Here is a 23,384-nt window from a genome sequence, read left to right on the forward strand (position 1 = left end):
TTTACCCCTCTGCACTGGCCTGTGTCATGGTAACTACAGTCTCACGTTCCACCCAGCAACCTGCTCCATCTGGGATTAACTCTACTACTTTTACATGATCTTGGCTTACTGTGGTAATTCGCCCATGATATAAGCCAACATAACTACCCACAGCAACCCGGTGCAAGGTATTGTCAGACGCTTCGAGTAATGCCCAAGTAACACCTAATTCTCCTAAGGTGCCACGCATCACTAAATCACTTAATGAAAACTTCTCCAAAGGCTGCTTTCTTCGACGTGGATCTGGACTTAAACACCCTGACATTTGTTGAATTTTTTCTTGAATAGCTTCAGGTTTTGGCTCGTCAAACGGGCTACGAAGTACATTTGCAGAATAATCAAAGTGACCAAAAACTTTAACTTTTGGCATCGACTCTATTGTACTAGTGGTGCTCGCTTGGACATCGGCAATGTGTTGTTGCAAATCGTCCGTATTGCTATAACAGCCGGTTAATAAAACAACACTTAATATAATAAACTTTTTCATTATTCATCTGCCTCCCGATAACGGTAGGTTTTAGCTTGCAACTTTAACGTTAAATCTCCTGAAGCTTGTTTATGCAAATTAATATCAAAATTATGTAGGGTAACTATTCGCGGTAAGCCAGCAATTCGACTGACAAATTCACCAAACTCATGATAAGAGCCCAACACTTCAATATCTATGGGTAATTCGACATAAATTTCTTGTTCTATTTCCGGCTGCCAATTTAATTTAACAAAATCAAGTCCTGTAGTAGTACCGACAAAGGTAATGTCATCTAGCAGGCCAGGGGTTTCATGGCTTTCTGGTAAGCTTTTTAGTTGCTTAGCAAACATAGCTTCCGCTTCAATCATTTGTTGTTCGAATACTTCTAAATTAGCCGCTACATGATATTTAGCTTGGTATTCTTGCTTCAGGGTAAGCTCTTGTGCTGTCACACGTTCAAGTTGTTTAATTTGATCGCTGATCATTAACACATAACCCAAACTTAAGACTAAAACTACTAAAAATATTGATAAAACTATTTTGGCGGCTTTTGGCCATTGTCCAATATTATCAAGCTCTAAGCCTTCAAATTGCGCCATAAATTCCGATGAATCAAAATTCATTATGGTGCTCCTTGCTCAATCGATTCGTCCGAATTAATCAAACCTTTAATTCGAACGCGCATTTTAAAATCACTTAATAATTTACTTTTTGCCTCGTTAGAAGTGATAGATTCAAGTATCGCGTCTTCAAATAAATCAGAACGCTCAATTTCTCTAATCATGTTGGCTAGATGATTATTAGACTCACTTTTACCGATAATATTTAAGCTATTATCCTGTTTTTCTAGACGTATGAGATAAATGCCATTGGGGACTACTTTTGCTATTTCGTCTAGCACTTGGGTCACAACATTGCGACTACGTTGCAGTTGCTCAACAACACTGGTGCGTTTTTTAAGCTCTTTTTTCTTTTCATTAAGCGACTTTATTTTTGCAATGCGTAAATCCAGTAGTTGAATTTCATTTTGTAAAAATTGATTACGAGCATTTTGCCCATCAATATGCATTTGATAAAACTGATTTACTGAAAATACGATGAGTAATGCCACTACGGCAACTAGGGTTAACATCGTAAAATATTCTCGTTGCCGAGCTTTTTCAGCTTCTTCACGCCATGGTAGTAGGTTTATATATGCCACGGGGAAAAACTCCTTAATGCTAATCCAGCTGCCACCATATAGCGCGGTCCTGTTTTAGCTAACACTGCTTGATTAATAGTGCTCGAAACTTCCATGCCGGCAAAGGGGTTAGCTATGACAGTATGAATACCCAATTCTTCTGACAATAGTTGCTTAACACCTTCCACTAAAGCACTACCACCTGAGATAACCAGGTAATCAATTTTTTCTTTACCACTGGTGGTAAGAAACATTTGAATTGCACGACGAATTTGCTGCACTAATATGGTGTGAAAAGGCGCTAAAACTTCAAAGGTGTAGTTGGGTGGCAGATCATCGCTTAATTTCGCTAACTCTGCTTCTTCAAAGGACTTATTATAATAGGAAACAATCGAACGAGTATATTGTTCACCGCCAAACAGTTGATCACGACTATAAATATGAGTACCTGATTCAGTGACCGAAAACAGGGTCATTGTCGCGCCCAAATCTACGGTAGCAATAATTTTATCAGCTGCATCGTCAGGTAATTGACTTAAAATTAAATCATAGGCGCGACTGATAGCGTAAGACTCAACATCAATAACTTTAGTTTTAAAGCCACCGGCTTCTAATGCGGCAACTCTTGCTTCAACAGACTCTGTTCGCGCTGCACTAAGTAAAACATTCATTTTGCTCGGGTCTGATTCATTAATATCAAGCGATTCAAAGTCTAAGCTGACTTCATCAAGGGGGTAGGGAATTAAACTATCAGCTTCAATTTCTATCTGGCTAGCCAATTCTTGTTCCGTTAAGGCTACATCCATGTAAATTATTTTTGTGATAACCGTTTGTCCAGATACTGCAGACGCGGCTTGTCGTACAGATGACGAAATTTTTCTTCGTATTTTTGCTATCACTTTTCCAACAGCATCAATGTCTTGAATTTCTCTATCAACAATTGCCCCTCTTGGCATCGGCTCAATAGCGACAGCTTCTAAAACATATCCGTTATCATTTTGGTTCAGTAAAACAGCTTTGATAGAGTGAGAACCAATGTCAATTCCAACCATTAAAGCGGGCTTTTTTTTCCATAAACGACTTAACATAGCATCCTTCTAGAACATTTTATTTTTATAATATTAGATAAAAAATTGGCATAAACTCATTTATCACATGTCTTTACAGGATATACTAGTAGTATAATTCCTATTTTATAAATTTTATCGAGCTTTTTTTTGTGTTTTCTATAAGAAACCTGTTAAAAACGGGTGCTATATTGGTCTTTATTGGCATGCTGGCACTGGCCGGAATTTACTTGTCGATGCGTTCAAATTTACCCAGTGTTGAATCACTGAAAGATTTGCAATGGCAAACGCCAATGCAAATTTTTAGCGCTGACGGCAAACTTATTTCCCAATTTGGTGAAAAGAAACGTATTCCCCTTACCTTAGAGGAAATGCCACAACAGTTAATCAATGCGATTTTAGCTACTGAAGACGACCGCTTTTATCTTCATTTTGGCGTTGACCCTATCGGTATGGCTCGAGCTATCCTAGGTCAACTCACCGGACAAAACAAAGGGGGTGCAAGTACCATCACTATGCAGGTAGCACGAAACTTTTTTCTCAGCCGTGAACAAACCTATGTCCGAAAAATTCGCGAAATATTTATTTCTTTCCATATTGAAAGCCTGTTAACAAAAGATGAAATTCTTACACTCTATATGAATAAGATTGCCTTAGGCCATCGCTCTTTCGGTTTTGGTGCCGCCGCACAGGTCTATTATGGTAAAGAAACTAAAGAACTGACTTTAGCGCAAATTGCCGTATTAGCCGGTTTACCAAAAGCGCCCTCAACCATGAATCCTATTAGCCGACCTGATCGAGCAATGCAGCGCCGAACCGTAGTATTACAACGCATGTATAGCGCTGGCTATATTAGTGCCGAAGAAATGTCAGTCGCCAATAAGGCACCTATTACCGCCATTAAACATGGTGCGGAAATTGAATTAAGCGCGCCTTATATTGCCGAAATGGCCCATCAAGAAATGATCGACCGTTTCGGTAAAGAAACTGCCTACACGGGTGGTTATAAAGTATTTACTACCGTAACCTCAACTTTGCAATATGCCGCTCAACAAGCGGTGGTGAATAATATTTTAGCTTATGACCAACGCCATGGTTATCGCGGCCCTATTAGCAGCTTACGCCCCCTTGATAACCAAGCTCAAACTATTAGCACAGATGACTCAAACAAAATCGCAAGTGCGCCAATAAGTGACGAAGAAGTTATACAAGCACTTGCTTCGATGTCGAGCTATCACTCACTGGTACCCGCGGTTGTTACGGCAACATTTGATCGTGCTGCACAAGTGAAACTTCAAGATGGCTCTGAGGTAGACATTGATTGGCATGGTCTATCGTGGGCGCGAGCTTATATCAATGATGATAAGCAAGCACCGCCACCAACCACAGCCGGTGATATATTGACACTGGGTGATATTATTATGGTTTCGGCAACAGAATCTGGCTACCGCTTAAGCCAATTGCCCGATGTCAGTTCAGCACTTATCTCGCTCGCAACAGATAATGGCGCGATAAAAGCGGCCGTGGGTGGCTTTAGTTTTGAGCATAGCCAATTCAACCGTGTTACCCAAGCAAAACGACAAGTAGGCTCTAACATTAAGCCTTTTATATACTCAGCAGCATTAGACAGCGGCTATACGTTGGCATCGATAGTCAATGACGCACCCATTAACCAGTGGGATAAAAGCTCAGGCGTGGTCTGGCGCCCTAAAAACTCGCCACCGGTTTATAACGGCGAAATCCGACTTCGTTTAGCATTGGCACAATCTAAAAACGTTATCGCTGTGCGCTTGCTTCGAGATGTTGGCTTAAATAAAATTATTCCCTATTTAGCCTCTTTTGGTTTTGATCCTGACGATTTACCGCGTAACGAGTCTTTAGCACTCGGGTCAGCGTCTTTGACACCCTTGGAAGTGGCTACTGGCTTTGCCACATTTGCCAATGGCGGGTTTTTAATTGAGCCCTACTTAATTGAACGCATTGAAGACTCCTTCGGTAAGGTATTATTTCAAGCCAACCCAGCTATTGCCTGTGATCGTTGCGAGGAGACTATAGCCACAGAGATTGATATTTTTGACAACAAGGCTGACATCACTAACATGGTTGAAGATGAGCCATTGACTGTTGCTGAAGGTAATAAACTAGCCGCAAAAACTATCAATAAAGCCAAGCGTGTTATTAGTGCTCAAAATGCCTTTTTAATGACCGAAGCACTTCACTCGGCAATTTGGGGTGCTGACTGGAATGTGAAACCTTTTTGGCAAGGCACTGGCTTTCGTGCACGAGTACTGAAACGCAGAGATATTGCAGGCAAAACAGGTACGACCAATCAAGCAAAAGACGCTTGGTTCTCGGGTTACAGTCGCCGATTAGTGACAACATCCTGGATAGGTTTTGACAATCCCAGTAGTAAGCTCGGCCAAACAACCTATAATAGCAACTTAGGTAAAGAACAAACGACAGGTAAAGAGTTCGGCGCTAAGTCAGCTCAACCCGTTTGGATCGACTTTATGAAAGTGGCACTTGCAGAACTTCCTATTGAGCCTTTTGAACAACCCGAAGCGTTAATGTCGGTGCGAATAGACAAAGTGTCAGGAAAATTAACCACAAAAACAGACAAATCGAGTCGCTTTGAGTATTTTGAATTAGGCACAGCACCCACTGAATTTATTAGCAAAGACATTAGCAGTCAAATCCTCGACGGGGGTTCAGATAAAGTCAGTGAAGAAGGAATATTCGATTAAGCATAACTTGTCTTGAGCTTTCGAACTGTCTGTTACAGCCCTATATTTTTTTGTGAAAATATCAATAATCCCCACTAAAAGTTTCGTTAGGAAAGTATGCGGATGAAAATCCTGTTTTTATTCGCCATTTTTTAGAACATTTTTAAATTTTATATTACTTTTATAACACCCATTCAATGATATCTTTCTGACCAATCAGTCAACAAACATATATTCATAACTAATTGTTTTTATTGTATATAAATGAAAATTTTGCTGGATTAATCCATAAGCTTTTCATTAATTTTTGTTCATCATAAATATCTTTGCTTAAAAAATAATGAAAGTTAGTATGAAAACTTTCACAACGAAAGAAAAAAAACTTTCGTTTTGTTCATTGATCGCCTAAAATTGGCCTCCAAACTCGGAACACCGAAACTAATTATTTAAAAATCGTCATACCTTTAGGAGCGAATTCGCAATGGCAGCTTTAGAAAACTCAATCGATTTATCTTCATACGGCATCAGTAATGTTGCTGAGATAGTTTACAATCCATCTTATGAGTTACTCTTTGCTGAGGAAACAAGATCCGATCTCAGTGGTTTTGATAAAGGTGTGGTTACCGAACTCGGCGCTGTTTCAGTTGATACCGGCATTTTTACGGGTCGCTCACCTAAAGATAAATATATTGTTCGTGATGATACAACCCGTGATACCGTTTGGTGGTCAGATCAAGGTAAAAATGACAACAAACCAATGACTCAAGAGACTTGGACTAGCCTAAAAAGTCTAGTCACAGAACAGTTATCCGGCAAACGTTTATTTGTTGTTGATACCTTTTGTGGCGCAGATGATGCCACCCGCTTAAAAGTGCGTTTTATTACTGAGGTGGCTTGGCAAGCACATTTTGTAAAAAACATGTTCATTCGCCCCACTGATGCAGAATTAGCACATTACGAACCTGACTTTATTGTTATGAATGGCGCAAAAACCACCAATCCAAATTGGCAAGCACAAGGCTTAAATTCAGAAAATTTTGTTGCCTTTAACTTAACTGAAAAAGTGCAACTTATTGGTGGTACTTGGTACGGCGGCGAAATGAAAAAAGGTATGTTCTCAATGATGAACTACTTTTTACCGCTAAAAGGCATAGCTTCAATGCATTGTAGTGCTAACGTGGGTGAAGATGGTGACACGGCGATTTTCTTCGGTCTTTCTGGTACCGGTAAAACCACATTATCAACTGATCCTAAACGCCAACTGATTGGTGATGACGAACATGGCTGGGATGAAAATGGTGTCTTTAACTTTGAAGGCGGTTGCTATGCAAAAACCATCAACTTAAGCAAAGAGAATGAACCTGACATTTATAATGCTATTCGTCGTGACGCTTTACTAGAAAACGTCACGGTTGACGAAAAGGGCACGATTGATTTTGACGATAATTCAAAAACTGAAAACACCCGTGTCTCTTACCCCATTCATCATATTGATAATATCGTTAAACCTGTCTCTCGTGCGGGTCATGCGAAAAAAGTTATTTTCTTAACCGCTGATGCTTTTGGTGTTTTACCTCCAGTGGCTAAATTAACCCCTGCACAAACAGAATATTACTTCTTGTCGGGTTTCACCGCGAAACTTGCTGGTACTGAACGTGGTATAACAGAGCCGACACCAACCTTCTCAAGTTGTTTTGGCGCCGCGTTTTTAAGTCTACACCCAACGCAATACGCTGAAGTGTTACGTAATCGTATGCAAGCGGTTGGTGCTGAAGCCTATTTGGTTAACACAGGTTGGAATGGCACCGGCAAACGTATTTCCATTAAAGATACTCGCGCTATTATAGATGCGATTCTTGATGGCTCAATTGATAATGCAGAAACACAAGTTTTACCCTTATTCAATTTAGATATTCCAACCAGCATTGCCGGTGTTGATGATGGTATTTTAGACCCACGTAATACTTATGCTGAGCCAGCACAATGGCAGGATAAAGCCATAAATTTAGCGACTCGCTTTGTTAACAATTTTGATAAGTTTACTGATACTGACAACGGTAAATCGTTAGTAGCAGCAGGCCCTAAACTATAATTAAACTAGTACCGCACTAAACTAAAAATAAACTAAAAAGCCGTCGTAACTACGACGGCTTTTTAGTGCCTGCTATTGTGCTAATGCCATAAATACCATTAAGTATTACAAGATGTGATTAGCCGTGGCTAATAGGTAAGCAAACTTTCGCGGTTAACCCCCCTGCTACTCGATTAGACAATTCCACTCGGCCACCATGGGAATCGACAATACGTTTAATAATAGCTAAACCTAAGCCACTGCCACCCGTTCCTCTGGCTTCATCACCTTGCGTAAAGGGCTGAAATAAGCGCTCGATATCCACATCAGCAATACCTGGCCCTTCATCAGAAACACAAAAACAAACCTCCTGTCTATCTTTATCGAATGTGCTAGTGACCATAGTCTTGCCGTCAGAATAGCGTAGAGCATTTTGAATTAAATTTGCCAATACCCGCTTCATAGCAACATAACGCAATGGAACTTTAGGTAGCGGCTGGGCATTAATAATAATTTCTCGCTCTAGAATACTTTCAGACTGCACTACTTCGTCGATCAAGAGATTAATATCTCCCAACTCAACTTTGTCTTTACTATCATGGCGAATGTAATCAATGAACTGATCTATGATGGTGTTCATGTCTTGAATATCACCTTCAATACCGGCTTTTAAAAATTCATCTGCAGCAATCATTTCAGTGGCTAAACGAATGCGGGTTAAGGGTGTGCGTAAATCATGAGATATACCTGCCATCAATAAATTTCGGTCATCTTCTAGTTGCTTAATACCCTTAGACATATGATTAAAAGCCCGAGTTACTGCAACAATTTCAGTGGTACCTATTTCCGTTAATGGCTCAGGAAAGTCGCCGCAGCCCACATCATGAGCCGCATGTTGTAATGCAGCTAACGGACGATTAAGTTGCCGCACAAATAACCACCCCCCCATTACACTCAAAATACCTAAAATCATTAGCACAAAAATAAGCGGTGAAAAGCTTTCTTCTCTTAAGCCATTAATTGGAATTTTAACCCAGTATTCAGGGGCTTGGGGTGGACGAATCCAAAATAGATATTCATCACCTTGGGAAATTCTCACTTCGGCTGGACCACCTAATAAGCTAGACATTTCATCAGAACGAAAAGCGTAATATACCGCCTCTTGTAGACCTAATTTCATGGCAGCAGCTTCACGATAAACACCAATACCAGTTTCTCGCTGAAACGCCTCTCCCATAGCGGGACTTATGGCTTCATCAGCAATATCGATAAATACAACACGCACCTGCTTTGCCAGTAACTGATTAACCTGTTGCGCATTGGGTTGAATAATATATATCGACATCGATATAAATGACACGACTTGATTTATTAACAACAACACACCAATTAAGAGTACCGTTTGACCAAAGGCACTGCGCGGTAATATTTTCATAGACTTCTACTAAGTAGTGTTGTTTTCAATGCATTTTAACAGATTTATACCACAGATCTTCCTTCGGGAACAAATACATATCCTAGGCCCCAAACGGTTTGAATATAACGTGGCTTTGCTGGGTCTTCTTCTAACATACGACGCAAGCGGGATACTTGCACATCAATACTACGCTCTAAAGCAGAATAGTCTCTGCCACGCGCTAAGTTCATTAACTTATCACGTGACAAGGGCTCTCTAGGATGGGTGATCAGCGCCTTTAATACTGCAAATTCTCCACTGGTTAGTGGCATATTAACATCGCCTTTAAGCATTTCGCGAGTAGCAAGATTAAGCTTATAGTCACCAAAGGCAATAACATTTTCTTCTTGTGAAGGCGCACCAGGAGCTTCTTGAACTCGGCGGCGTAAAACCGCTTTGATACGGGCTGATAATTCACGTGGATTAAAAGGTTTTGGCATATAGTCATCTGCGCCAAGCTCCAAGCCAATAATACGGTCTATTTCATCACCTTTGGCTGTTAACATCACAATAGGGATATCATTACAGTTTTGACGTAAGCGGCGACAAATAGATAAGCCATCTTCGCCTGGCAACATTAAGTCGAGTACTAACAGATGAAAGTTTTCACGCTCGAGCAATCTATCCATTTGCTCTGAGTTTGCCGCACTTCGAACAACAAATCCTTGTTCAACTAAATAGCGTTCTAGTAAGGCACGTAAACGCATATCATCATCAACTACCAAAATTTTCGGTGTTTCATATCCCATTATACTGATTCCATTTTTTATTTTAATAAAGCTCGGCTATAAATCATCTTACTTGAAATATAAAACCTGTGCTTTCTCAACTTTGTAGCATTTGCCACAACTTATGTTGCAATATAGTTCATATTAAGTGTAAATTATGTAAATTTTATCATTTAAATAAACAATTGACCATAATACTTCCTATTAAGGCAAAGCGAGTAGCAACTTAATGAGTGAGCTGCCCTGCTACTGAGTAACAGTGCTAAGGCCCAGATATCCTTAATTGAATTACTTACTTTGGCTAGTTATTGTGGGAGAATACTCAAATGAGAATTTGGCTCCATTTTCACAAAGTACCGCTTCGTGTTTTACGCATCAGTAAAAGGCGTAATATCGTCCAGCTTAAGCGCAGTATGGTTAAAATAAAAATAGCTTTAGCTCAAGAAAAAGTAGAAACAAGAGCCATGCTAAGTATTTATAAGCGCTACACCAAGCGTGATGCAAGTGCTGAAGAAATGCGCATGGCCAACCAGCAATTTATTGATATTTTAAAAGGCCTTGGCGTTGGCGTTGTTGCTATTCTGCCCTTTGCCCCTATTACTATACCTCTGATGATAAAAATTGGCCGCTGGGTTGGCGTCGAAATACTACCCAGCTCATTTATTGATGGTAAAAAACCACCACGATAAGCCTATTAGCCCCCTCACTAGCGCAAATAGTGAATTGCTTGATCAGTAACACATTGTGTAAAGCTTTTTTGTCGCTCACTTCTTGAAAGCGTAGCGATAGTTTGAGTAACTACCGCCATTTTCTGCTGCTTTTCTGCTAAAGATAAGTGACTAAATTGCTCATAAAAACAGGCCTTCAAACCATAATTTAATGCTGTATCCGACTTGGCCGACTCACCCGCCAAACAAGTGATAAGTTGTTCAGCCAAAGTATTTTTATCTAATTGGGTAATTAAGGCTTTAATCGTTAAACTGTCAGTTTTTCTCTTTTGCTGCTGGCAGCTATAAAGCATATCTGCCACCGCAACAATAGGAATAAGTGCCTGATGTTGCGCGCCAAAACGTGCCTTTAACCATAGGTTCATCTCAAGTGTTTGGCTCTGCGCCGCTTGCAGCGGTGTACTCACCAGCAGGCTAATAAAGAAAAAAGCTTTATTTTTCTGACTTAATACATTGATGTTCATAAGGTATTCCATAACTTGTCGACTTCACTCGACTATTGAAAACGTATCAATGTCGCCATTGCGCAGCGCATTAAATAATAGCGACACTTTTCTAATCTGGCTTAACGTGGTTAACTAGCTAAAATAGATGCTAATAATGTTGACTATATCGTGAGACAAAATTTTAAAATAGGCTTTTTTTTCATCACATTACTAACTTTCTCTAGTCCACTGTTGGCATTTGATGATGTTAATGTCAGTGTTAATTCAAATACTAACCTAAGTACTAACCTAAGTACTGACCTCAGTACTACTGAGTTATTAGATCAGCAGCTTAACAAGGCAAAAGGCAAGGTTATCTACGTTGATTTTTGGGCCTCATGGTGCATTCCTTGTCGAAAGTCATTCCCGTGGATGAATAACTTAGCCGCACAGTATCAAACACAAGGCTTAATCATTCTCAGCATTAATCTAGATCACAGCCGAGTATTAGCTGATGAATTTTTAGCGCAAATACCGGCTAATTTCCCGGTTATTTACGACCCTAAAGGCAACATTGCAAAAAAGTATCAATTAAAGGGTATGCCCAGCAGTTTCATTATTAACCGACAAGGCCAAATAGTCAGCGCGCACGTGGGCTTTAATGAAGAAAAGAAAGCAGCTTATGAACAAGAAATTAAAGCGCTATTAACTAGCCTAGATTAATTGAATTTATGATTAACCACTTAGCGACAATTAGTCCGCTTGGTATCACTCAACAGATCATAATCCACTATTTGCGCTAGTTTATTAATCACCTAAGCCTAGTGCAAACTAAATCCTAACAATCTAACCGCAAGCAAAAAGCGAGCTCAGTGGCTCGCTTTTAAAACTAGGATAGCAGTAACTTAAAAGCTGTACTTGTAACCTAAGGTTAAACTGCGTGGTTTACCTGCCATAATCGAGCCATGTGTACGTGTCGCGATATATTGCTTATCAAGTAAATTATCAATATTTAAGGTGATCTCTTGGTTATCAGCAAGATTATAATGAGCCGCCATATCAACAACAGTGCGGCTGTTAATGGACTGTTCGGCAGCAATTGCCCCTTGGCCTGCGGTAGTGCGCATTTCATCAACATAACGCACTAAAATATCACTACGCCATTGCTCACCAACCACGCCAACAGTCAATTGCAACTGGTTTTCAGGTACGTAAGGTAATTCGTCACCCGTTAAAACATTGCCCCAAGTATCTAAACCTGATTGAAAAGCGTTTTGAAACTCTGTTGTCGTAAAGGTATAAGTTAAGTCAACCGGAATGCTCAATGCACCAGCAGCAAACTCATAACCGGTTTTAACTTCTAAACCTGAAACTTTTACTGCACCGGCATTATATTGATTGCCAACATTATCTTCATCACAACCTTGGCTCGCGGTACAGTTGCCATGCATATTTTCGTAATCAGAATAAAAGACCAAGGCTTCGCCGTTAAATGCTTGCTGGTTGTAACGAAAACCTAATTCATAGTTAATACTTTCTTCATTTTCTGTTTTATCATTGCCAGGGGCTGGTGGCGCAAAACCTTTTTGTATACCGCCAATAATAATTAAATCATGATTAACACGGTAAGTTACTGCTAACGAAGGCAACAACACCTGAGTATCGTTGCTAACATCTTTAGTTAAAGGTGCATTTCTATCAATAACCCCTTTCGCCCAGTCTTTACGTGAGATGGTCATATCTTCATAACGTAAGCCAGCATTGATAATGAAATCACCGACAGTAAGCTCATCATGGACAAATAAGGCAATCGCCTCTGCCAAATCAATACGATTAGAATCCGACCCTTGGATACCGGCATTAATTAAGCTCATTTCATAACTCGTGTCGAGTGTGTAGTTGTCAACCCATTGAAAACGGTCCATTTCATCTTCGTGATAGCGAGCACCAAATTTGACTTGGTGTGCGCCAAAGTCAGCATTTAACACGGTTTGAAGGCCTTTTGATTGATAGGCACGGCTGTTGGCTTTGACATCAACACTAATTTCATCATCGCTAAAGCTACCATTATCAAACGCAGCAGCATCGTCAATAGCACCATCACTTAGGCTCTTACCGTTGACTTTACTGGTTTTATACCAGTTACGGCTAAATTCATTGTAATAAGCTGATGTGCCTAAGTTAAAGCGATCAGACAACTTAATATGGTGGTTAATTTGCCACTGTTTATGCTCAGTATCCATATTATCTAGCTGCGAGGCAGAATAGCGAGAATAAGGGGTAGTTTTAAAATCAGCGTCAGTTAAACCCATATAGGTTTCATCTGAATTTTCATCTGAATATTTTAATTTAAATTCTAATTCTTGATAGTATTTCGCATCGCTATCACTGTTAATCATCATTTTTGCCATGATGTCGTTTTTGACAAAGCCGGTATCATCGCCGGTATGATTGACTTCTTTGAAACCATCCGCTTGATAACGAAATATTTCAACCACTGACGAAACATTTTTACCTGCGCCACCGATATAGGCATGGGCTTTAGCAAAACCGTCTTCACCAGCACTTAAATTAACCTGCCCTGCTAGCGCTTCTTTAGGGATAGTGCGAGATAGCATATTAATTACACCACCTGTAGTACGCGGACCATACATAGCACTTGAGGTACCTTTTAGCACTTCAATTTGTTGCATACGACCTGCCGTTGGAAAGTAGTAGGCTGCAGGTGCTGAATACGGTGCAGGTGCGGCTAAAACACCATCTTCCATAATAGTTACTTTTTCACTGCGGTTTTGGCCAGTACCACGCATACCTATATTTGGACGTAAACCGTAACCATCTTCTTCTAAAACATAAACACCTGGCACCGTGGTTAAGGTACGCATAATATCGGTAAAGTCGAATTTCTCTAATTCTGCCTGAGAAATCATATGAGCACTGCCAGGTACATCGTTAACCGTTTGGCCACTACCAAAAATAGTTAAATGCTCCATATCATCATCGGCAACGGCCATATTTAAAATAACACTAACCACAGATAAAGCGATCAACGCGGGTTGAAAAAGAGAAGAAATTCGCATAGCTAAGCCTATAAAAGAAACAATAATTTGAATTGCACGCATTTAACCACACAGTTGAATAGGAATCAATATCATTTGTATTATTTATCATTGTTAATTGATATAAGGTACTTACGCGCCAGATATGACTTTATTTGACAGCGCACTATCGCAAGCTCCCTATTTTACTATGATATGGGTAACCGCCTCAGGTAAGCTTATTATAAGCGCTAAAAAACTAGCATAGTGTGTCGTGGGGTACTATCACTTCATTATGGCTTCATTAACATTAACCAGGCTTTAGCGTAATCGGGTAGATGCTTATTGGCTTGATGATAATCTTGCCAACCATAATAACTATCGACTAATAGGTCGAGTTGAAAAAGATTATTATCAAAGGCGCCACCTTGATCAGCCAGTACACCTAAGCGTGATATGTTTTTATCCGCCTGCGGATAACTGACCATAAATAACTTACCTAAGCCAAGTTCTGCCACATTGCCAGCAAAAGAAACCTGTGCTTTGAGCGCTATTTTACTGTCAAGCGTTTTGCCATAACCCATGATGCTAGGTACTTCTGCAAAATACCAATAGCGTGCTTGCTCACGCTTACCTATGGCATAGTCATAAGCAATACCATTATGACGATGAACATTAAAATAACGCCGCACGCCATTAACATCAACCACACCCGTACCTTGCAATAACACGTCATGTAAGGCTTCTTCGGTGAGCCAGATTAACGCCTTAGCTAATTTATTTTCTGCTAGATCGCCCGCAATAATGTCTTGGCGAGTATATTGATGACGAGTGAGCGTTAGGTCATTATTAGCCTGGGTGAGTGTCAAACCTAATTCATCATAAGGCAGCGCATAAAGTGCTTGAGTATAGACTGGGGTTCTAACCGCACTCGCCGTTAATAGTTTAGTGTAATATTTAGTTAGAAATATTTTGTCACGCGAAATAGCATTTAACATACTGGCTTTTCTAGCATGAGTGCTTTTTAAGGCAATTTTTCTGGCCGTGGCTAGATCTGGCGTCCAGCGATAAAAGTCAAAATTTGCGGTTAAAAAACCTTTATCATGCAATCGACTATCACGCTTTGCCCGTACATCTTCACGATAAGTTTGGCAGATAAAGGCTAGGGTTTTTTCTACTCTCACCAGGGTTACACTGTTATCAAATACTTTACCTGCGTGCACGGCAAATTTGTCCGCTGAAAATGTGGTTAAATAGCGCTGAGTTGCCTCGGCCACATCACACAAAGCACTGGCTTTAAAGTCGGTCATTTTGCCTAATTCAGGCGTTTTGTCGAGCTTAAAAAATCTCAATGGTGTTTGGGCTGCACAGTGAAAAGTGACCAGTACGAGAAGTAAACAAAATAAACCAAGGCGCATAAATAGCCGGTATTAAAAATAATAGACCACCATGGTATGACAATCCTAAAAGTGACGCTAGCCTGTGAGTTTAATAATGTTCAATAAACTTTTCTGTTGAAATTTGAGCCATTGAAAGCTAGCTTTCTATCTAGTATTTTATTTAATTTTATTAAATAGTTATGATGCATATCGCATTGAATGTCGAATTGAATACCAAGTGGATATCTCTCACTAGAAAGATGCAAAGTAGCAGGGATACCACGAAATTCGCTTTAAAGGGAAGTTAACAAAATCGTATGCTGATAAAGCTTTTGGCTTTATTGCCCCCAACGATGTGGTTAACCCGGTTTTTATTCAGCAATCTGCCTTTGCTAATAAAACTAGAATACCGCAAATTAGTGACATTATTACTTTTTCAATCACCAAAGATAAAGCCGGTCGATACTGCGCTTGTGATGCCACCTTCTTAGGTGAAAAATTCAAGAAAAAGCAACCGAAAACAATCAATTCATTCCCTATTTATCTCTCGCTGATCTTTTTAGCCACCATCATGATCACTTTTACTTTAGGCTATTTACCGTAAAAATTAATGTCTATCTATATAGGATTAAGTTTTTTAACTTTTCTCAGTTATGCGGTCGATAAATCAAAAGCACAACGTGGTGCATGGCGCACTCAAGAAAGCACTTTACATATGCTTGCTTTAATAGGGGGATGGCCGGGTGCAGCGCTAGCGCAACAAATTCTTCGGCATAAATCATCAAAAAAAACCTTTATACGGTTTTTTTGGAGCAAGGTAATGATTAATTTAGCGCTGTTACTCTGGCTATATTCGGCATCAGGTGTGCAATATCTTCAGTTATTTACTTAGGCGATTTTTGCAACAAGAGGGTGGCTGGGTTTTCGCAGCAGGTAATAGCCATTAATTAAATGGCTATTACCTGCTAGGCTAGCTTAGCGGTGCAAGCAGTGAGGTTAGAATATCATCGGTTAAACTCAATTTGCTGTCACTGACTTCTTCAGATAATAAGGCTTTTGCAAGCTCGGCTTTGTTTTGTTGTATTTTTTGAATTTTTTCTTCTATTGAATTTTCAATAATCAATTTGTAGACAAAAACGGGCTTGTCTTGGCCAATGCGGTATGCTCTGTCCGTGGCTTGGTTTTCCACCGCAGGGTTCCACCAAGGATCAAAATGAATAACGGTATCGGCTGCAGTTAAGTTTAAGCCCACACCGCCCGCACGTAAGCTAATTAAAAACACCGGCACTTCACCGCCTTGAAACTTATCAACTACCTCTTGTCTTTTAGTGGTTGAACCGGTTAATTTAACGTAACCAATACCCGCTTCAATCAGCTCTGCCTCTATCAAAGCCAGCATACTAGTAAACTGTGAAAAGATTAATATTCTACGGCCTTCATCAATTTGCTCTGGCAGCGTTTCCATTAAATAATCAAGCTTAGCCGATTGATTGACCTTTTTAGCGCCTTCAAGTGATAATAACTTAGGGTGGTTACATACCTGTCTTAGTTTTAATAACGCGTCTAAAACCTCTATCTGACTACGTTTTAAACCTTTATCGGCAATAATATCTTTTAAGCGACTGTCCATGGCTAAGCGTACTGATTCATAGAGCTCAGCTTGCTTACCTTCAATACGTAGCTTTTGAATGATCTCAGTTTTGGGTGGTAGCTCTGTGGCTATTTTATCTTTGGTTCGGCGTAAAATAAACGGTTTAATACGCTGGTTTAATAGCTGCTTACGTTCATGATCACCATGCTTTTCTATCGGGGTTCTAAAGAGCTTAGTAAATTGTCTTTGTCCACCTAAAAATCCTGGCAGTAAAAAATTAAATTGCGCCCAAAACTCGCCTAAATGGTTTTCCATAGGCGTACCCGTCAAGCATAATTTATGCTGCGCTTTTAGCGCCATAAATGCTTGATATAATTTAGTTTTAGTATTTTTTATATAATGTGCTTCATCAAGAATAAGGTAATAAAATTGTTGTTCACAGTAATGTTCTAAATCTTTAATAATTAACGCATAACTGGTAATGATGATATCAACTTGATTTTCACCGCTTTCACTCTGGTCAAAACAATCAAAGTGTTGCTGACGTTTACTACCGTGTAATACTTGATATGAAAGTTGTGGGGTAAATTTTTCTATCTCATTAGCCCAGTTAAAAATAACGCTGGTAGGCGCCACAATGAGTACTGGCTTATTAAGTCGACCTTGCTGTTTTTCAACCAGTAAGTGCGCCAAAGCTTGAATGGTTTTACCTAAGCCCATATCATCCGCCAGAATACCGTTTAATTGATACTCGCGTAAAAACTGTAACCAGTTTAACCCTTGGTGCTGATAAGTTCTTAACGTAGCGTTTAAACCAAGGGGCACAGGCACAGTGGTAACTTGTTGAAAGTTTTTCAGTTTATCCGCCAGCGCTCTTAACTTACTGGTGCCTGTTGCTATCATGCCTTGGTCATCTAACATAGATAATGTTTGATGTCCTTGAAAGCGTGATAGCTCCATCCTGCCATCTTTATTTAAGGCGTTGGGCATAAACAGTTCAATAAATTGTTTTAAGATGGGCTGTACACTTTGATAACGCAAAGCAACAAAGTCACCATTGTCTAAATCAACATAAATCGGTGAGTCGGGTGCAATAAGCGGTATTTTTTCGCCAGCCACTTTATCACGATCAAATAATGCCGATTTAGGTAGTTGTTCAATGGCCCCCAGCAAAATAGGAAACGCCGGCATTTTCTTACCATCAATGGTTAAGTTTAACCCTAAGGAGAAAAAATCATGATCATCAGTTTCAATCACTTCTGCGTCAAATATGCTGTCGGTGGAGAGTGCTTTATAATAAAAATTATCCGCAAAGCTAATATGCCAGCCCAAATCTTTAAGGACTTGTAATTCCTGATGCAAAAAGTGATGCCAAGCATAGCGCCCTTGCATCAGCATTGAAAACTTAGGCACTTTGTCTTTATTCAAATAGTCTTCATTGGTAAAAGTGTAACGCTTAGGCTTAGGCTGAACATTAAATTTTAAGGTCGACAGTTTATCAATGACCGTTTGTTCAAAGGATAAATCTCGATAAAGCTTTACCTTGCTAGCGCTGTCACTGTCAGTCAAGTTAGCCGGTGAAACCGTGACACTGTCATTATGCGGATTAACTAAATTACCTTGATAAGAAAAATTAACCCGCACAAAACCTGACTGTGGATTAGCTTCTGCAGGGGTAGAAAAGTGCAAATGCACTTCAGGCTTAGTTAACTCTTGGGAAAATTCTGTTTTTGGTTTTGGCAAGCGCTGCACTGCATCACCTAATGACATTGACAACTTGCTCATTACCCAAGGTAATTTATCTTCTTCAAAAATAGGTGAATTGAGTAAGTCAGCTTCAAAATCACATTGAGTATTGGTCTTAATTTCGCCAAAACAATTTTGCTCTTCATCGTAATAGCACAGCGGTTGTGCTTTGATAATAAGAATACTGCTTGATGGCTGCATAAAAACCAGCTGCAAGGTATGTAAATGGTTACCCAATGCCAACCACTGCCATTGTGCTTCTAGGGGGTCACCTAAGGTAATCGCGTCGTTCAAGTCGTAATTTGTCTGCCAAAAACAGCGATTAGTTTTTATAATACGGGCAAATAAATCAAAATATTTAATGTTATCGCCATATTGATTTGTGCGAATAAGCTCGGTTAGTACCCCAACATCTTCGTTCGTAGCATAGGCACTATTAATTAACGAACTGGCAGAATATTCACTGCCAAGGGTATGACTCCAACCACCACTATTTTTTGGTCGAGCTGATTTAATCCCTAAGGTAAAATAATCATCTTCGTTATAGCTGTTAGGCTTTAAAAAGTATAATAATGATTTTTGTTGGCTATTAGGCTGGTATCTACTGGGTTGAGCTTGAAAGCGAGTCAGCCATTTATCCACTATTTTTTCAGATGAAGCGATACTATTGTAATCAAAATGTTCATCAACAAAATACTGGGCTAAAGCTGCGCCATGTTTACAATCACGACCAATATAACAGTCACAATAACTGGCAATATCACCCTGTTTCTCTTCAAAAACTAACCGTGTTAAATACCCTACTTGGCGAGAGCGCTCACTAAAAACTACGCCACGAATTGTTTCACCGTCAAGAGCACAGGTTTTAATACCTTTAGCCTGAAAAATTCTCGTGCCTTTTTTCCATTCATTTTTGGTAAAGTGTTGTTCAAGTAACTCAGGTGTAAACGTATTTTTAGCCATAAGGTTTTAATTATTAAGAACTCAAATAGATGGGTAAGTTGAAAAGTGAAGTCATTATATCTTCTCAACAGGATAAAAGTATTAAGTATAGTAATAGAACTTTCAGGGTTAACTGCTGATTGCGGATTACTCATATTTCACACGAATAATACCACTGAGACTTAAAACCTTCAATGCGGCTTATGGTACCCATGCTAATAAATTTTTTGGGCTAACAAGATTAATAACCTAGATATCACTTGTACTCGAGACAAACATCTTCAATAGCACTTTTTCTAAAAGGCTTTTTTGTTCAGTAAAGCAGCTAGTTAGTTGCGCTTGAACAAAAATCAATTGCAGCGATAGGGGGGTATTATTATAAAAGATAGGGGTTTTACCTGATGGTCGAACCAGCATCTAGTCTCTACATTGGTCACAGTACATTTACTTTTCTATATCTAATAGAAATAAAAATTAAGTGCTCAGTCCTAGAGTAACTTAAAAAACTTAATGCTATGTGGAGCTAAAATGAAAAAAAAATTAATAAGCTTGATGATTTCCTCTTGTATTGCACTGCCTGCACTTGCTGCAGAAGATGCGCTATTAAGCAATATCATTGTTAGCCTTGATGCTAACCAAATCGCTAGTGTCTCTGAGTTTATCAATGATTACGCTATAACAAGCAAGCACACTTATAGCCATGTGTTTAAGGGTTTTTCTGCGACAGTCCCAACGAGTATGCTAGCACAGCTAAATAACGATCAACGCGTTTTAAGCGTTTCAGCAGATGGCAACGTACACGCAACAAAAAGTAACTCAAGTAAAATAGCGGCCTGTAGCTTGGTATTTGGTTGTCAAACAGATCAGCAACAAAGCCCTTGGGGAGTTAGCCGAATTGGTGCTAATACAGCTGCAAATACTGGTGCAGGCGTTCATGTCTATGTTATTGATACCGGTATAGATTCTGACCACGATGACTTGGCTAGCAATATATCAAATGGTTATAGCGTTGAAATGTGTCTCGGCTTAGACTGTGCAAATAGTTGGGATGATGACCAGGGCCATGGAACACACGTGGCTGGTACTATTGGTGCGTTAGATAATAATTTAGATGTTATCGGAGTTGCACCCGCGGTGACTTTGCACGCAGTTAAGGTATTGAATGCGGCAGGAAGTGGTTCTAATTCGGGTGTTATTGCAGGCATTGACTGGGTAGCACAACAGGCCGCATCTCTAGCTGTACCTGTAGTGGCTAACATGAGTTTAGGCGGCAGTGGGACTAAAACTGGCACTTGTACAAACAACGGTTTTGTTGGTAACGATAACTTTCATCGCGCTATCTGTAATGCTAAAAATCAAGGCGTGATTTTTGCTGTAGCTGCGGGAAATGATGGTGAAAATGCTAACCAAGCTACGCCTGCAGCCTATGACGACGCAGTGATCACAGTAAGTGCAACCAATATAAATGATGATTGGGCCAGCTTTTCGAACTGGGGTAATGGAGCAGTAAACTGGACTAACCACCAATCTGCACCCGTGGCTATTGCAGCGCCTGGTGTCGATATACTATCGACCCAAAGTGGTGGTGGAACAACAACCATGAGTGGTACATCTATGGCAGCTCCGCACGTTGCTGGTGTTTTAGCGCTTTATTTAGAAACCATCTCACTAAACCCTGACGGAAGCGCTTTTGCTGAGACAAGAGACTGGTTACTTAACAATAGTGAATCTAATGCTAATTTAACCAATTCAACGGGTGATACACATCAGGAAGATTTCCTGAACGCTGAAATCCCACAATAAAAATGTAATACCACTTTCATTAAATTTGTTATCTTGTTGTGCGCAGAGAAAATGCATCAGGGCAAGACGCTTGATTGAGCAATAGCTGGCTATTGTGATTGAGAGCACCCTAGCCTTGGTGTATTTTAACCAGTACAAGTGGACAATAACTTAATGAAATTGGTATAAATAAACCATCGGCAAAAAATTCGCTCATTTTGAAGTGCGTTTGCTTTAAATGCTAAACGTATCTTCGACTGACAGTAAATCAGTTTTATTGCCCAATGGTTTTCTCTGTCTGAGCTTCTTAAAAGCGCATGTACTAATACAAGTCATTTTATCTCCCTTAACTCTATCGCCACAATGTCGAGTTAAACTCCAACTCTGCTTACCTTAAATAATACTCAATAACATTACGCCACTCTTTAGATCAATTTCACTAACTGAACAGAGCAAAAATAGGCTAAAATAGCGGGTTATTACCTTAGCTTTGAGCCCTTTATATTAATGACCTCTGCCACAACGCCAGCCAACTTTACAGAACTTGGCCTTATTCCACCTTTGTTAGCTCGACTAACTGAACTGGAATATCAACAGCCCACGCCCATTCAAGCGCAAGCTATTCCAAGTGTCTTAGCCGGACGTGACTTAATTGCCGGGGCAAATACTGGCTCAGGTAAAACAGCTACCTTTGCCTTGCCGCTATTGCAAAAAATACAGCAACAGCAACTTGCCCTGCAACCACAGGCTGAAAGATCATTAGTGAGTAGTACTAAAGGTAACTATGTTACTGGCCTAATTTTGGTACCTACCCGTGAACTTGCCAAGCAAGTAGCTGACAGCATTAAATCTTATGCCGTGCATTTTAACGGCAAAATTAAAGCTATGGCAGTTTTTGGTGGTGTATCAGCCAATACGCAAATGCTGGCCTTACGTGGCGGCAGCGATATTTTAGTGGCAACGCCAGGTCGATTACTGGATTTAATTTCAAGTAATGCGATTAAGCTTGATAAGGTCAACACCTTAGTGCTTGATGAAGCCGATAGAATGTTAAGTCTCGGTTTTACTGAAGAACTCTCTGCGCTGTTAGCCTTATTGCCAAAGAAAAAACAAACCTTATTGTTTTCAGCGACCTTCCCTGAGCAAGTCAAGGCATTAACCCAAGAACTGCTTAACAACCCAATTGAAATACAATTACAAAGTAGCGACGCCAGCACCTTGGTACAGCGGGTTTTTACTGTTAACAAGGGCGAAAAAACAGCGGTATTAGCGCATTTAATTCAGCAACAGCAATGGCGACAAGCGCTTATTTTCGTCAATGCCAAACACCACTGTGAACATTTAGCTGAAAAATTGGCTAAACAGGGTATTACCGCTGCGGTGTTTCATGGCGATAAAGGCCAAGGCGAACGTAGTCGAGTGCTTGACGGCTTTAAAGCTGGCGAGATTGCCGTGTTAATTGCCACCGATATTGCTGCCCGTGGCCTAGACATAGAAAAACTGCCCGTGGTGATCAATTTTAACTTACCCAGAAGTCCATCAGACTACATGCATCGTATTGGCCGAAGTGGCCGTGCGGGCGAAGTAGGCTTGGCCATATCGCTTATCGATCATGAAGATTATCATCACTTTAAAGTGATTGAGAAAAAGCATAAAATTTGGCTTGAACGTGAGCAAGTCGAAGGTTTTGAGGTTGATGAAATTAGCGATAATTCAATTTTAGCCGCAGAAAAGCCGATGGCCGCACCTGAAGGCAGCGGTAAGAAAAAACGCAAAAAGAAAACCACCGTCAATGCTGATATTTGGGCAGGATATGCTGAAAATGAATAGCTTAACGAGCATAAAGTGTAGTATCTCATTCAAGCTATTTTTCTAGCTTGAAGGTTTAGTCGGGCTAAGTGGTGATAAACCTCAATATGATTTAGCTAAATTTAAAGGCCGATACTTAACGTATCGGCCTTTTTCATTGGCTATTTATTTAAATTATTTAAATCAGTAACATTTTAAATAATGTTACTGG

18 protein-coding genes are annotated in these 23,384 nt (G+C 39.9%); 8 read left to right on the forward strand and 10 right to left on the reverse strand.

The features are described from left to right. Position 1 precedes the first annotated feature (1 nt). From H4J54_RS17955 to H4J54_RS17970, 4 genes are read right to left on the reverse strand one after another with little or no spacing between them, the layout of a single operon-like run. Positions 2-526, reverse strand: coding sequence for a pilus assembly protein PilP (locus tag H4J54_RS17955; RefSeq protein WP_182192322.1), 525 nt, complete (start codon positions 524-526; stop codon positions 2-4). Further along, positions 526-1,131 (reverse strand): type 4a pilus biogenesis protein PilO, encoded by a 606-nt coding sequence (locus H4J54_RS17960; protein ID WP_182192323.1) that lies wholly within the window; start codon positions 1,129-1,131, stop codon positions 526-528. The genes H4J54_RS17955 and H4J54_RS17960 overlap by 1 nt, the downstream gene beginning before the upstream one ends. Next, complete coding sequence (locus H4J54_RS17965; protein ID WP_182192324.1) at positions 1,131-1,709, reverse strand: PilN domain-containing protein; 579 nt, start codon at positions 1,707-1,709, stop codon at positions 1,131-1,133. Before H4J54_RS17965 ends, H4J54_RS17960 begins: the two co-directional genes overlap by 1 nt. Beyond that, the gene (locus tag H4J54_RS17970; protein ID WP_182192325.1) at positions 1,697-2,776 is read right to left on the reverse strand and encodes a pilus assembly protein PilM; all 1,080 of its coding nucleotides are present in this window, start codon (positions 2,774-2,776) and stop codon (positions 1,697-1,699) included. Before H4J54_RS17970 ends, H4J54_RS17965 begins: the two co-directional genes overlap by 13 nt. A 131-nt stretch (positions 2,777-2,907) precedes the next feature. Here H4J54_RS17970 and H4J54_RS17975 point away from each other — a divergent pair, with 131 nt between their 5' ends. Both H4J54_RS17975 and pckA read left to right on the forward strand, forming a co-directional pair. After that, a complete protein-coding gene (locus H4J54_RS17975; protein WP_310650124.1) occupies positions 2,908-5,499 on the forward strand; it encodes a penicillin-binding protein 1A in 2,592 nt (863 codons plus the stop codon). A 460-nt stretch (positions 5,500-5,959) separates the two neighbouring features. Further along, complete coding sequence (gene pckA / locus H4J54_RS17980; RefSeq protein WP_182192326.1) at positions 5,960-7,570, forward strand: phosphoenolpyruvate carboxykinase (ATP); 1,611 nt, start codon at positions 5,960-5,962, stop codon at positions 7,568-7,570. 118 nt (positions 7,571-7,688) lie between these two features. Here pckA and envZ read toward each other — a convergent pair whose 3' ends face one another. Then, on the reverse strand, positions 7,689-8,984 hold the full coding sequence (gene envZ / locus H4J54_RS17985) for a two-component system sensor histidine kinase EnvZ (RefSeq protein ID WP_182192327.1): 1,296 nt from the start codon (positions 8,982-8,984) through the stop codon (positions 7,689-7,691). A gap of 44 nt (positions 8,985-9,028) precedes the next feature. Beyond that, a complete protein-coding gene (ompR, locus tag H4J54_RS17990) occupies positions 9,029-9,754 on the reverse strand; it encodes a two-component system response regulator OmpR (RefSeq protein ID WP_182192328.1) in 726 nt (241 codons plus the stop codon). A 305-nt stretch (positions 9,755-10,059) separates the two neighbouring features. Here ompR and H4J54_RS17995 point away from each other — a divergent pair, with 305 nt between their 5' ends. Next, positions 10,060-10,422: a hypothetical protein gene (locus tag H4J54_RS17995; RefSeq protein WP_182192329.1), complete on the forward strand. Its 363-nt coding sequence runs from the start codon at positions 10,060-10,062 to the stop codon at positions 10,420-10,422. Between the two features lie 17 nt (positions 10,423-10,439). Here H4J54_RS17995 and H4J54_RS18000 read toward each other — a convergent pair whose 3' ends face one another. Next, positions 10,440-10,925 carry a hypothetical protein gene (locus tag H4J54_RS18000; protein WP_182192330.1) on the reverse strand — a complete coding sequence of 162 codons (486 nt, stop codon included), beginning with the start codon at positions 10,923-10,925 and terminating at the stop codon, positions 10,440-10,442. Positions 10,926-11,075: 150 nt separating this feature from the next. On the opposite strand from H4J54_RS18000, the gene H4J54_RS18005 reads away from it, so the two are divergent. Next, positions 11,076-11,609 carry a TlpA disulfide reductase family protein gene (locus H4J54_RS18005; protein ID WP_310650125.1) on the forward strand — a complete coding sequence of 178 codons (534 nt, stop codon included), beginning with the start codon at positions 11,076-11,078 and terminating at the stop codon, positions 11,607-11,609. Positions 11,610-11,791: 182 nt separating this feature from the next. Here the strand turns inward: H4J54_RS18005 and H4J54_RS18010 are convergent, their stop codons facing one another. Both H4J54_RS18010 and H4J54_RS18015 read right to left on the reverse strand, forming a co-directional pair. Continuing rightward, positions 11,792-13,966 (reverse strand): TonB-dependent receptor domain-containing protein, encoded by a 2,175-nt coding sequence (locus H4J54_RS18010; protein WP_182192331.1) that lies wholly within the window; start codon positions 13,964-13,966, stop codon positions 11,792-11,794. Between the two features lie 251 nt (positions 13,967-14,217). Continuing rightward, positions 14,218-15,342, reverse strand: a complete 1,125-nt coding sequence (locus H4J54_RS18015; protein ID WP_182192332.1) for an MltA domain-containing protein — start codon at positions 15,340-15,342, stop codon at positions 14,218-14,220. 316 nt (positions 15,343-15,658) lie between these two features. On the opposite strand from H4J54_RS18015, the gene H4J54_RS19255 reads away from it, so the two are divergent. After that, the gene (locus tag H4J54_RS19255) at positions 15,659-15,907 is read left to right on the forward strand and encodes a hypothetical protein (protein WP_310650126.1); all 249 of its coding nucleotides are present in this window, start codon (positions 15,659-15,661) and stop codon (positions 15,905-15,907) included. Between the two features lie 6 nt (positions 15,908-15,913). Then, positions 15,914-16,195 (forward strand): DUF1294 domain-containing protein, encoded by a 282-nt coding sequence (locus H4J54_RS19260; protein WP_220464241.1) that lies wholly within the window; start codon positions 15,914-15,916, stop codon positions 16,193-16,195. Between the two features lie 78 nt (positions 16,196-16,273). Here H4J54_RS19260 and H4J54_RS18025 read toward each other — a convergent pair whose 3' ends face one another. Next, positions 16,274-19,603, reverse strand: coding sequence for a DEAD/DEAH box helicase (locus H4J54_RS18025; protein WP_182192333.1), 3,330 nt, complete (start codon positions 19,601-19,603; stop codon positions 16,274-16,276). Between the two features lie 507 nt (positions 19,604-20,110). Between H4J54_RS18025 and H4J54_RS18030 the strand changes: the two genes are divergently transcribed. Then, complete coding sequence (locus H4J54_RS18030; protein WP_182192334.1) at positions 20,111-21,385, forward strand: S8 family serine peptidase; 1,275 nt, start codon at positions 20,111-20,113, stop codon at positions 21,383-21,385. 486 nt (positions 21,386-21,871) lie between these two features. Beyond that, positions 21,872-23,194 (forward strand): DEAD/DEAH box helicase, encoded by a 1,323-nt coding sequence (locus tag H4J54_RS18035; protein ID WP_182192335.1) that lies wholly within the window; start codon positions 21,872-21,874, stop codon positions 23,192-23,194. Positions 23,195-23,384 lie beyond the last annotated feature (190 nt).

Origin of the sequence: Colwellia sp. MB3u-8 (assembly GCF_014076985.1) — a bacterium.
In the GTDB taxonomy this organism is placed as follows: Bacteria; Pseudomonadota; Gammaproteobacteria; order Enterobacterales; family Alteromonadaceae; genus Cognaticolwellia.